Here is an 11,903-nt window from a genome sequence, read left to right as displayed (position 1 = left end):
GCCCGCAATGCGGGCCTTTCTTTGTTATTGTCAGCCGCATCAGCCCGCGTCGGGAAGACATACGTAAAAACAGCTTCCTTTGTTCTCCTCGCTTTCCACGTAAATGCGGCCATGGTTCTTTTCAATGAATTCCCTGCAGAGTTTCAGTCCCAGCCCCGTACCTTTTTCATTGGCTGTGCCGGGTTTGGACTGGATGGTATCGGAATGGAAAATATGGCTCTTTACCGTATCGCTCATGCCTGTGCCATTGTCCTGGATAAGGATGGTGATATGTCCTGCGCTGTCTGTTCTTGCCGTAACGGAGATCACGCTGTTGGCATGGCTGTACTTCACTGCATTGGAAAGCAGGTTCCGTAGTATCAGCCGCAGGTGGTCAGGGTCTACCCAAACCGCCTGCGTAATGCCGCTGATGGCAAGCCGGATATTCTTTTCCTCCAGTTTCTGCTGCAGAATATGGTATTTCTCTTCCAGGATCGGTGCTATCTCGGTTCGCTCGGGGTTGGCCGTAATTCCCTGTAACTGGCTCAGGCTCCATCGCAGCAGGTTGTCGAGCGTGTTATGCAGCTGGTCTACATTATCCGAGATCTTTGCCGCCATCTGCGAGAATCTCTCCGGTGATATATAATCGTGGTTCACCAGTTCCAGTGAACCTTTTAACTGCCCGATGGGTGAGCGGAGATCATGCGCAATGATGGAAAACAGTTTTTCCTTGGTCTGGTTGGTTTTGAGCAGTTCGTTGTTCTTGGCCTCGATCTCTCTGAGGTAAGAAAGCTGCTCGGTTTTGAAGAACCATAAGGCAATGATCACAAGCACCATCGACCAGCTGATATTGAACAGTACCCTTTCAAAAGGAACCGAATCATAAACGAAATCGCTGTAATGATGAAATACCTTGATGCCGATAAAGAACACACAATTGACCAGGCTGGTAACGACCAGGTATTTTGTATCGGTAAAAAAGATAATGATGATAATCAGGTTGGCCAGCAAAAAATACTCGCCGCCATTCCGGTAAAAAATAGCGCTCAGTCCGAAAAGCAAACAGCCCGCGGAAATGATGAGCAGCCTGGCCAGCCGGTATTTAGCATAGCTGTTCAGGATAAGAATGGCGATACCGCCCAGCGCCATAATAAGATTGAACGCCACCAGCAGGTACTTTTCGTACACCAGGTTCTGGACGATGAAAAACAGCTTGGGGAAGAACCCGAATGCAACACAGAGGTTGATGACCTGGGTTTTCTTTTTTTCATGAAAAGCCTGATCCTCGCGCACACCGATATTGGCAACACGAACACCAAAAGCATACAACTTGTAGAACAGTTGACGGAGCATCAGTTAGTTTTGGACGGGGAATGTGAAATTACGGGTTTTGTAGTATAAGTTGTTACAAGACAGGCGAACGGTTGAAAACTTGACTGGTCAATAAGCCCCGCCCGCCGGGTTTCCGGCCAATCGGGTTTCGACAACGCAACCGGTCGGCCGCTCCATTGCCGATCCGCCGGTTACAGTTATTTTTGGGTTTCAGCTATGAGTAAATTTTTAGTGATCGGTTTGGGTAATATCGGCGACGAATACCGTCATACACGCCACAATATCGGTTTTGATGTGGTAACGGCTTTTGTATTGAAGCATGGAGGCTTTTTCCGGAGCGACCGCCTGGCCGATGTGGCAGAGGTAAAATGGAAGGGCAAGACCTTTATCTGCATCAAGCCCACCACCTACATGAACCTGAGCGGGAAAGCATTCAAATACTGGATGGACAGGGAAAAACTGGAGCTAAACGCTACGCTCACCGTGGTGGACGACCTGGCATTGCCCCTGGATACACTTCGTTTGCGTGGTTCGGGCAGCGACGCAGGTCATAACGGATTAAAGGATATACAGCTTACCCTGGGCACCGACCAGTATGCCAAACTTCGCTTCGGCATCGGCAACCGGTTTCCCAAGGGCAGGCAGGTGGATTTTGTGCTCGGGAAATGGATGCCCGAAGAACTTTCCATTGTGCAGGAAAAGATCGAAAAATGCACCGAAGTGATCGAATCTTTTGCTGCCGTTGGTCTTGCCCGCACCATGAACATGATAAATACCCTGCGCTTCGGAAAATAGAAATATTCCTTAGTTTTATACAAATACGATTTAAGTAACGGTCTTTGGTTTGTTTACGCCTGGTTCGTTATTTGGTTATTATTTTAAATTCAAGACTATGAAAATCTTCTGCGTTGGACGTAACTATGCAGACCATGCAAAAGAACTGGGCAATGCCGTTCCCGAAGAGCCTGTGATCTTTATGAAACCCAAGACAGCTTTGCTGCAGGCCAATTCACCGTTTTATTATCCCGAGTTCACCAACGAACTGCATTACGAGGCGGAAATCGTGCTTCGTATCGCCAAAAACGGTCGTTACATACATCCTGATCAGGCCGAAAAATATTTCGATGCATTTACGATCGGGATCGATTTCACCGCGCGCGATATCCAGGCCGAGCTCAAGAAAAAAGGGCTGCCCTGGGAAAAAGCAAAAGCCTGGGACAATTCTGCCATCGTGGGCAAATGGGTTCCATTAACGCCGGAAAACCGGAAAACACCGATAACATTTTCCCTGCAGAAAAACCGCGAAACCGTACAAAACGGCAGTTCCGAGCAGATGATCTTTTCTTTCAATACCCTTGTGGCGCATATCTCGCAGTATTTTTCACTGAACATCGGCGACCTGATCTATACAGGCACTCCCGCAGGTGTTGGTGAATGCGTGACCAACGACCTGCTGGAAGGGTTTTACGAAAAAGAAAAAATGTTCTCGCTCGAGATCAAGTAAGGGGAATGTTCTATTATTGCCGGGTTAAGCGATTGCCAGATGCTCACTCCCGATCTATTGCTGCATGCCTACCGGCTTATGTTCACCGCCCGTTCCATGGCGGAGATATATGATGCCAACCGGCAGGTATGCAAATATGTTCACTCCACTTCCCGCGGCCACGAAGCCATACAGATAGCCGCCGGTATGCAGCTGTTTTCCCGCGATTGGGTCAGTCCCTATTACCGCGATGACAGCATCCTGCTGACCCTGGGGTTCCAGCCCTATGAACTGATGCTGCAGCTGCTGGCCAAAAAAGACGATCCTTTTTCCGGAGGCAGATCCTATTACTGTCATCCCAGCAGCAGGCAGGACAACAAGCCCTTTATCATACACCAGAGCAGCGCCACCGGTATGCAGGCAATACCCAGCACCGGTGTGGCGCAGGGACTGCAGTTCCTGGAAAAAACAAATTCGCCGTTATTGCAAAAAAATACTGATGGCAGTCTGCCGGTAGTGCTGTGTTCGCTCGGCGACGGCTGTGTAACGGAGGGAGAGGTGAGCGAGGCTTTTCAGTTTGCTGTACTCAAACAATTGCCGGTGGTATACCTGGTGCAGGACAATGAATGGAGCATCAGTGCTTCTGCAGCGGAAGTGCGTACGATGAACGCCTACGAGTATGCCGCAGGATTCAAAGGGCTGAAAAGACTGCAATGCGATGGCAGCGATTTTGTGCGCAGTTATGAAACCATGGAACAGGCGGTACTGTATGCACGTTCGCAGCGAAAACCGGTGCTGGTACATGCCACGGTTCCGCTGCTGGGACACCATACCAGCGGGGTGCGGAAAGAATTTTACCGCGACAGGGAGAACCTTGCACAGCACAGCATACACGATCCTTTGCCCAGGCTTCGCCTGTTGGTAGGCAGGAGCGGTCATTCGGAAGAGCAGATCGTTCAGGCAGAGACAGCCATCCAGGAAAGGACCGCGGCCGATTTTGCGGCAGCGCAACTGGCAGAGGAACCCGGTGCCGACTCGGTAGAAGCGCATGTATTTGCCGAGTCGCCGGTAAAAGAAGAAAAAGGGCAGCGCGTACCGGAGAATGCCGAAAAAGTGATGATGGTGGATGCGGCCCTGCATGCGATAGAAGAAATACTGACCGAATACCCCGAAGCCATTCTTTACGGACAGGATGTGGGCCGCAGACTGGGTGGTGTGTTCCGCGAAGCGGCCACCCTGGCGGAAAAATTCGGCGACCACAGGGTATTCAATACCGCGATCCAGGAAGCCTATATTGTAGGGTCAACGGCAGGGCTCTCCGCCCTGGGTATGAAGCCGATCGTGGAGATACAGTTTGCGGATTATGTATACCCCGGCTTTAACCAACTGGTGACGGAGATAGCCAAATCCTGCTACCTGTCAAATGGCAAATTTCCGGTGCAGATGGTCCTGCGTGTGCCTGCCGGCGCATATGGTGGCGGCGGCCCATATCATAGCGGCAGTATCGAAACCACGTTGTTGTCCATCAAGGGTATCAAACTGGCCTATCCCTCCAACGCCGCTGATATGAAAGGACTGATGAAAGCCGCATTCCTTGATCCCAACCCTGTGATCATGCTGGAACACAAAGGTCTTTACTGGAGCAAGGTGCCGGGCACCGACGATGCAAAAACCATCGAACCCGCCAAAGACTATGTACTTCCGCTGGGCAGGGGACGGATCGTGACCGGGGCCGACCCGGAGAAAACCAGTCGCGGCGAAACGGTTTGTGTAGTCACCTATGGAATGGGTGTATACTGGGCCAAAGCGGCGGCGGCAAATTTGCCGGGCTGCATCGAGATCATAGACCTGCGAACACTGTATCCCCTTGATGAGGAACTGGTATTTTCCGCCGCAAAAAAACACGGCAGGGTGCTGGTGCTAAGCGAGGAACAGCAGCAGAATTCTTTTGCCGAAGCGCTGGCCCACCGGATAGCGCACCATTGTTTTCAGTTTCTCGACGCGCCTGTTGAAGTGCTGGGAGCCAGGAACTTACCTGCCGTACCCATCAACCTTACGCTCGAAGCAGCCATGCTGCCCACACCGGAAAAGCTCACCGACCGCATACAGAAACTTTTGGCGTACTGACCATCCAATTGCCTCAAACCCACTATATTTGCAGCCCGTTAGTGTAAGCTACGCACTTCTGGCGAGGTAGCTCAGCTGGTTAGAGCATCGGATTCATAACCCGAAGGTCGGCAGTTCAAGTCTGCTCCTCGCTACACCAACAAAATGTTAAAATAGACCGCAAATAGCGGTCTATTTTATTAATAATCAATCACTTATTTGTTAAAATAAGTCTTAGTCACTCTCTCGTAAAACCTTTATTTTCAATCGGTTTTTATGAAACCTCATTCAGGTATTGAATGAGAATAGTTAGAACTAAGCTATATGCTTTTCAGCTTGTTCAAAAATTCTTCCGGATTGTTATTTAAAATGATGTCAGCTATCATTGTTGCCACCACTTCAAATAATTCTTGATCATTGTTCTCACAGATGGGTTCGAACTTTGGTCGGATTTTCGGCGTTTTATTTTTTTGTCTTAAACTCAGTAATTCTTTTTTGAGTTGTATGTTTTCTTTCTCTAGTGCCTCTATCCGAAGCGCCGCCACCCAGTTGTAAAATGTTGCCCGGCTAATCTTTTGTTTTTTGCAAAGCTCGCGAACCGACATTCCACGTTCTTTTAACCTAAGAAGAGATAATATTTTACGTCTGGCAAATTTTGGATATGGCATAGCAAACAGTTTTCTGATTTGTTTATGACGTTGCATGTTTTGCTTGGGAAAAAATTATTGCCAGCCAAAACTCCCTGTTTTTCTGTTTTGCCCATTTAGTTGGTGAAACCTGCAAAGACGCATTATGTAAGATTCAAGATCTGAAAGTGAACGGGTAAATCAATCTCTAGCACCCATACTTCTTCGGTGAAGAAGATCCTCCGTGCGATTAACTACCCCTTCGTTAGCAAAGTACTAAAAAAATTAGCATATTATTAATAAGTGTATTAAATTCGATGTCCAATCAGTCTACTTGACACTAGGTTTACGGATTGTGAACGTCTATTCGGAAAATCTCCCTATAACTTAATATTTTTATCACTATGGGAAAGCCTTTTTCAAATGAATTGAATGTTGTACCTGAAACTATCACGTGGGCTTCAGCTTTGGATGTGAGGGAACTGGCAAAAACAGTTAGCAAATACAGTCATCCAGTATATGTTGTAGGTTCCGGGGGATCTTTTAGTGCATGCGTGTACGCCGCCAACCTTCTTAGTTCCCGAGGAATTTTTGCAAAAGCAGTTACGCCGTTGGAGCTTTTTTATTTACGGCCAACATTGCATTTTACCAATTTAATTTTTATCAGTGCCAGCGGCAGAAATACCGATATTCTTTTCGCCTTCAAAAAAGCTATCGAAAGCGAGCCTATTTCGATTACCGGCATTTGTATGCGGAAAAAAACAAAATTGTATGCTCTTGCTGCTGAATATTCGTCGTGTAATGTTCATGAGTATGCCTTACCGGTTGGTAAGGATGGCTTTTTGGCGACCAATTCTCTTGCCGCATATTTTGTTATTCTTTATCGATCCATTTTGTCGCAAACGCTTAACCTTGTCCAAAATACACCAGCGGATCAAAGCATAGGATTATCTGGTTTTATCAGTCGGACCAGTGAACGCACTTGCTTTACCTTACTTTATGGTGGCTATCATCAGTCTGTTGCTGTCGATTTGGAATCCAAATTTTCGGAGGCTGGCCTTGCACCCAGTCTGATAAGTGATTTCAGGCATTTTGCTCATGGACGCCATAACTGGTTTGATAAACAACCCGATTCTGCCATTATCGCTCTTTGTTCACCTTCTGATGAGAAACTGGCACAGAAAACCTTATCACTTTTGCCAACTGAGATTCCCGCTATTCTCTTGAAAAGCACCGAAGATGGTTACGGCGGGACGATCGAATTATTAACTCAGGCAATGGAATTGATCAGCCTTTATGGAAAGGTTCGTAAAATAGATCCGGGAAGACCAGGTGTTCCTCCTTATGGCTCTAAAATTTATCACTTAAGTTATGAGCGGCTCCTGGAAGATAAGAAACGAAGTCTTGCCGATGTTGCTATAGCACGTAAAGCGAAAGTGGAAAAATGGTCTGACCTGCCTAATGATAAACAAGCCCTATGGAAGAAAGGATACGATAAGACCATTCTGCAACTAACAACCGCGAGATATGGATGCCTCGTCTTTGATTACGACGGTACACTTTGTTCTTCCGCGAATCGATTTACAGGCATGGGCAGTGAAATAAAACAACTGCTGGTTAGTTTTGCAAAGCGTGGTTTTGTGATCGGTGTTATTTCCGGTCGTGGTAAATCTTTGCGTGAGGAACTGGAGAAAGTGTTTGTGAAAACACCTAAGCTTATGGAGCAGGTAATAGTAGGTTATTATAATGGAAGTGATATCGGGTCGTTAACCGATAACAAAAAGCCCAACAAAAGCAAACCATTGCATGCTTCCTTACAACAGGTGGAGTCCAGGCTTTTAAAAATCGGTATACCGGGCCAGGTTAGCCCCAACCAGCTCACCTTCGGGTCTGATACAACAGGAGAATGGGTTTCTTTACGGGAAACATTACTGAATGAAGTGATGCTTCTTAATCTGGACGACCTAACGGTAGTGGAATCCTCACATTCAATTGATATCATTCCCAGAAAAGTCGCATCCAAAAATCACATTCTCTCTCACTGTCGAAAGTTATGTACAAAGCTTGGCCTTGCTAAGGAAGCTCTTTGTATCGGTGATAAAGGACAGTGGCCTGGCAACGACTATGCTTTACTCGCAAATAAATACGCATTAAGCGTAGGAGATGTATCTTCGGACATAGAAACAGGTTGGAATCTCTGCCCCCCCGGACTACGTGATGAAAAAGCCGTTGCGTACCTGTTTTCAAAACTTAACTATCACAAGGGCTATTTTACCATTGGGGCTTTATGAGAAATTTACTGACAGAAACATTGCTGGTTAAAATCATGGAATGGACGCCGGATGAAATCGACCGGGAGCGCCCATTACTCCAAGCCATGGCCGACCTGAAATGGAACGAATACCAGCAGTTTGCACCTGGGACACGTTTTATTGAAAGCCTGGTGAAATGGTTGCAACAGTTCGATACAATCGAGGATCGTAAAATAGCCTACAAACTCGTTCGCGAACACTTGATCTTTATTTCCAGTGAGCAAGTATCTCACCTGGTGGATATTCTCTATCCGGAGAAAGTAAATCCATTCCTGATCAAAAAGACCGCTGCAGAAATAGGGCTCGCGCCGCACCTGGTTACCAAGATCATTAACTCTCCACAATATGCCGAAAATCAGCAAATGTCCATGTACATGGGCCTAAGCGATGGCTCACGGATTGATCAGTTTAGGCGAGTGGCCTTTTTAAACAACGAGCAGGTTTTGCCAACGTATGAACCTTCGGCTGAGAAGATCAAAGAGATGGTTGGAAAGCTCCAGGAAGCGTTACCCGGTAAGAAATTTCGGACACTTTTTTTTATCGATGATTTTACGGCCAGCGGTAAAACCTATTATCGCTCAGGTGGGAAGGGAAAGTTGGGAAAAGTTCTCAAAACAATTTTTGATGAAAGTGCAGAAGGATATAAGGATGCAATAGACTTCGATAATATTGAAATTCATATCCTGTTTTACATCGCAACCACAGACGCTATCAAAAACATTAAGGATGGGATTGCTCTATGGAAGAAAGAAACTGGAAAAAACTGCGAACTGACCGTCGATTGTCTTCTTGAGATCGATTCAACTATTAAAGAGCGTATCACCGGGGATAAGGAGATCGTTGCCTTTCTAAAGAAATATTTTGATAATCGGGTGGTAGATGAGCACTATGAAAAAGGAAAACATGATGAACCTTATCTTGGTTTTAACGAGTGTGCGTTACCCATCGTGCTAAATCATAATGCACCCAATAATACAATTGCTATTTTTTGGCTGCCAGCAGACATGAAGCCAAAAGGGCTTTTTCCCAGGATTTCAAGACACAGAGAAAAATGAGTATTAAGATTAGAAATCCATTCTTGCTGCGAGCATCTGAACGAATCGAATCAGATGCTGGATTCCTGCGCCTGTTCAGTCCCATCGTGCTGGATTATTTTATTGAATCACTACAGTCCGGAAAATTATGGGATAGTATATTTTTTATCCGCAGTTCGCCAGGCGCTGGTAAAACATCACTGTTACGACTCTTCGAGCCTGGCTCTTTACTTACGCTCCAGAATCGCAAATCGAGTGATGAGTTCAAAGAGCTGTATAAAAAAATGGAGAAGATTGGTGCAGTGTCAAGGGATAACATTGATATACTGGGTATCAATATCACTTTTACCAGGAATTACGAATTACTGGAAAACTTCTCTGCTATCGAAGCGGGCAACCGTTCCAGGCTATTTTATTCATTACTGAATAGCAGGATTATTACTGCTACGCTGCGTTCTGTACTTGAATTACGCAGACTTCGTTTCCCGGAAGATCTTCCTCGGATCCGGTTTGATTATCCCAATGACCAATTGTATTTTAAAAAAATACAGGTGCCCTGCGATGGCCAGGTGTTGTATGAATGGGCAGCAGGTATCGAACGCTCTATTTATGAACTGCTCGACAGCTTTCTTCCACCATCGCAAACCTCCATAGAAGGCCATAATGAACTTTTTTCCATTGACGTGCTCCGACCTGAATATTTAACCGTCGATGGGTTTCCGGTTCCCAAGCGGATGTTGTTTATGCTGGACGATCTACATAAACTTTCTGAAGGGCAGCGTGAAGTACTGATCGCGCACCTGCTTGAAAAAAGAAGCAATGTAAGTATCTGGTTGTCCGAAAGACTTGAGGCGTTGAACAATCTTCGTACACCTGTTGGCAGGGATTACCTGGAACTGCACCTCGAAAACTACTGGAAGGATCACGAAGGGAAATTTGAAAAACTGCTCAACAATATTGCAGCAAAGCGTTCTGCGGAGTCTAAGGAAGATGTTGATTTCGTTCTCGATCCTTCGCTGGCGGAGTATGATTTGTCTTCATCACTTGAAAAAGCAAAAACAGAGATATTCGAACGTATATGGGCTATCACCGCTCAAACAGTGAAGTTTGATCTTTGGAAAGATCATTTGATGAATAGCGATGGTACGTTGCTTGAACAGTGTCAACTTGCTAAGACGATCGAGATATTGATCAATCGCAATCTTAACAAAGGAGAACTGGATCTCAACTATGCTTTAAGCGTAGATGAGTTGCGGGAAAAAACTGACGAAAAAACCGTCACAGCCGCTAGGCTATTTCTTTGCAAACAGTATTCGCTGCCGTACTACTTCGGGATGCCGATGCTAGCCAAGATAGCAACCAATAATGTCGAACAATTCTTGAGCCTTAGCGCCCCACTTTATGAACGGATGCTCTCTCTCAATTTAAACCAAAGCAACGCCGCGCTTGCAGCCAAAGACCAGGATAGAGAGCTTCGCAAGATGGCGAATGAAAAATGGAAGGAACTAACAAAGTTGTTGCCGGACAACCATTTGGTGATTCGTTTTCTTGAAAACCTGTGTGCATTCTGCAACAGCGAAACGTACCGGCCAACTGCTCCTTATGCTCCAGGGGTGACAGGTTTTCACATTGACGCAACCCGGACCATTCGCCTGCTGAACGAAGATGATTGGATATCAAACGAAATATTCGAAAATTTACAGGTAGTCATCAACACCTGTCTGGCATATAATCTCCTGCACATAAAGGAAACCATGCAGGGAAAAAAAGGTGAAAAAAAGAGTGTTTATTATCTTAACCGATGGATCTGCGTGCGTTTTGATTTGCCGCTGAGTTATGGAGGTTGGAGGTCCAGAAAACCAGACGAACTTTTACGATGGACCAGAAAATAAAGCAGTCATTCAAATGGGATCCGTACGTTCTGCTAAAAAATGCAGAACTGGAGGAGTTTTTTGCCAGTCATTTCTGCGCAGAGGCTGGGGAACGTAAACTGTTATACATTATGGGAGAGGGTTTTGATTACCGCATGAACCTGGGTATTCAATCCCTCGTCGGTAAATGCCCTACGATCCAACCCGACTGTTTGCTTATATGCTATGATGAGGGAAGAAGTTCTTCTTCACGTAAGTATAAGCCGCAGGTGAAAGCAAACATGGATGCTTTAAGTGAACTGGTACCTGCCGATAAGATCCGGACACAGAAAATAGAACTGTGGAGTGCAGAAGGGAAAAAGAAGAAACGCACCGGCGACCAGCACGTAGCAGCCCTCTTCAGGGATAAGGCAATCTTTGAGCCGTATACTGATATTATTGTGGACATCAGCGCTCTGCCAAGGGGGATTTATTTCTCTCTGATCGGGCAGATTCAGGCGATATTGGATGAATATTTTGCAGATAATGCCCCCAATTTTTTCGTTCTTACGGCTGAAAATGCCAACCTCGATTCCCATATCAAGGAGTTTAAACCCGATGTTGAGCTTTCCTATGTATACGGTTTTAAGGGTGGCTCGGAGCTGACCAGTGAAAATAAAAAGGTGATCTGGCTGCCTATTTTAGGCGAGGGCTCCGAATCACAGATCAAAGCGGCGTATGACAAGGCCAGTCCGGACGAAATCTGTCCTGTGTTACCATTTCCTTCGCGGGATCCCCGCCGGTCTGATGCCCTGTTGATCGAATATCACCAGTTGCTTTTCGACGGGCTGGACGTAGAGGGGCAAAATATCATATATGTTGCCGAGCAGAACCCATTCCAGGTATACCGGACTCTTTTTGAGACGATTACCGACTATAATGAGACCCTGCAGGTCCTCAAAGGCTGCGATATTGTTATTTCCACATTTTCCAGTAAATTATTGTCGATTGGTGCGTTACTTTGCGCCTATGAATTCAAGCAGCTCAGGACGATCCGTGTGGGGATCCTGAATGTGGATTCATCCGGATATGAAATTGAAGAAAGCGGGCTTGCAGGAAATGAGGCCGAGAAGTCGGAACTCTTTTTGTTGTGGTTAGCTGGGGAACCGTATAAAAAATAG

General features: G+C 46.1%; 9 protein-coding genes and 1 tRNA gene. 8 read left to right on the top strand and 2 right to left on the bottom strand.

Translation table 11 applies throughout. The features are described from left to right. Positions 1–39: 39 nt before the first annotated feature. Positions 40–1,332 carry a sensor histidine kinase gene (locus tag GWC94_RS11465; RefSeq protein WP_161835158.1) on the bottom strand — a complete coding sequence of 431 codons (1,293 nt, stop codon included), beginning with the start codon at positions 1,330–1,332 and terminating at the stop codon, positions 40–42. Positions 1,333–1,527: 195 nt separating this feature from the next. Between GWC94_RS11465 and pth the strand changes: the two genes are divergently transcribed. From pth to GWC94_RS11445, 4 genes are all read left to right on the top strand, one after another. Further along, positions 1,528–2,106 carry an aminoacyl-tRNA hydrolase gene (gene pth / locus GWC94_RS11460; protein WP_161835157.1) on the top strand — a complete coding sequence of 193 codons (579 nt, stop codon included), beginning with the start codon at positions 1,528–1,530 and terminating at the stop codon, positions 2,104–2,106. Positions 2,107–2,203: 97 nt separating this feature from the next. Further along, positions 2,204–2,815 carry a fumarylacetoacetate hydrolase family protein gene (locus tag GWC94_RS11455; RefSeq protein ID WP_161835156.1) on the top strand — a complete coding sequence of 204 codons (612 nt, stop codon included), beginning with the start codon at positions 2,204–2,206 and terminating at the stop codon, positions 2,813–2,815. Between the two features lie 39 nt (positions 2,816–2,854). Then, complete coding sequence (locus GWC94_RS11450; RefSeq protein WP_161835155.1) at positions 2,855–4,921, top strand: alpha-ketoacid dehydrogenase subunit alpha/beta; 2,067 nt, start codon at positions 2,855–2,857, stop codon at positions 4,919–4,921. A 60-nt stretch (positions 4,922–4,981) separates the two neighbouring features. Continuing rightward, positions 4,982–5,055, top strand: a tRNA-Met gene (locus GWC94_RS11445). Between the two features lie 165 nt (positions 5,056–5,220). Here the strand turns inward: GWC94_RS11445 and GWC94_RS11440 are convergent. Next, positions 5,221–5,604: a transposase gene (locus GWC94_RS11440; RefSeq protein WP_161835154.1), complete on the bottom strand. Its 384-nt coding sequence runs from the start codon at positions 5,602–5,604 to the stop codon at positions 5,221–5,223. A 326-nt stretch (positions 5,605–5,930) separates the two neighbouring features. On the opposite strand from GWC94_RS11440, the gene GWC94_RS11435 reads away from it, so the two are divergent. The 4 genes from GWC94_RS11435 to GWC94_RS11420 are packed head-to-tail and all read left to right on the top strand — an operon-like array spanning position 5,931 to position 11,903. Next, positions 5,931–7,817 (top strand): hypothetical protein, encoded by a 1,887-nt coding sequence (locus tag GWC94_RS11435; protein WP_161835153.1) that lies wholly within the window; start codon positions 5,931–5,933, stop codon positions 7,815–7,817. After that, entirely contained in the window at positions 7,814–8,893 is a 1,080-nt protein-coding gene (locus GWC94_RS11430) for a phosphoribosyltransferase-like protein (protein ID WP_161835152.1), read from the top strand. Before GWC94_RS11435 ends, GWC94_RS11430 begins: the two co-directional genes overlap by 4 nt. Further along, positions 8,827–10,764: an ORC-CDC6 family AAA ATPase gene (locus GWC94_RS11425; RefSeq protein ID WP_161835151.1), complete on the top strand. Its 1,938-nt coding sequence runs from the start codon at positions 8,827–8,829 to the stop codon at positions 10,762–10,764. The genes GWC94_RS11430 and GWC94_RS11425 overlap by 67 nt, the downstream gene beginning before the upstream one ends. Next, on the top strand, positions 10,749–11,903 hold the full coding sequence (locus GWC94_RS11420) for a hypothetical protein (protein ID WP_161835150.1): 1,155 nt from the start codon (positions 10,749–10,751) through the stop codon (positions 11,901–11,903). Before GWC94_RS11425 ends, GWC94_RS11420 begins: the two co-directional genes overlap by 16 nt.

Origin of the sequence: Sediminibacterium soli, assembly GCF_009939225.1 — a bacterium.
GTDB lineage: Bacteria > Bacteroidota > Bacteroidia > Chitinophagales > Chitinophagaceae > Sediminibacterium > Sediminibacterium soli.
The sequence above is the reverse complement of the archived record's forward strand: the minus strand, read 5'-3'. Positions and strand labels throughout refer to the sequence as shown.

Bases quoted from the DNA above. Each gene is read 5' to 3' on its own strand.
- GWC94_RS11465 (WP_161835158.1), bottom strand. From the start codon at position 1,332: ATGCTCCGTCAACTGTTCTACAAGTTGTATGCTTTTGGTGTTCGTGTT.
- pth (WP_161835157.1), top strand. From the start codon at position 1,528: ATGAGTAAATTTTTAGTGATCGGTTTGGGTAATATCGGCGACGAATAC.
- GWC94_RS11455 (WP_161835156.1), top strand. From the start codon at position 2,204: ATGAAAATCTTCTGCGTTGGACGTAACTATGCAGACCATGCAAAAGAA.
- GWC94_RS11450 (WP_161835155.1), top strand. From the start codon at position 2,855: ATGCTCACTCCCGATCTATTGCTGCATGCCTACCGGCTTATGTTCACC.
- GWC94_RS11440 (WP_161835154.1), bottom strand. From the start codon at position 5,604: ATGCAACGTCATAAACAAATCAGAAAACTGTTTGCTATGCCATATCCA.
- GWC94_RS11435 (WP_161835153.1), top strand. From the start codon at position 5,931: ATGGGAAAGCCTTTTTCAAATGAATTGAATGTTGTACCTGAAACTATC.
- GWC94_RS11430 (WP_161835152.1), top strand. From the start codon at position 7,814: ATGAGAAATTTACTGACAGAAACATTGCTGGTTAAAATCATGGAATGG.
- GWC94_RS11420 (WP_161835150.1), top strand. From the start codon at position 10,749: ATGGACCAGAAAATAAAGCAGTCATTCAAATGGGATCCGTACGTTCTG.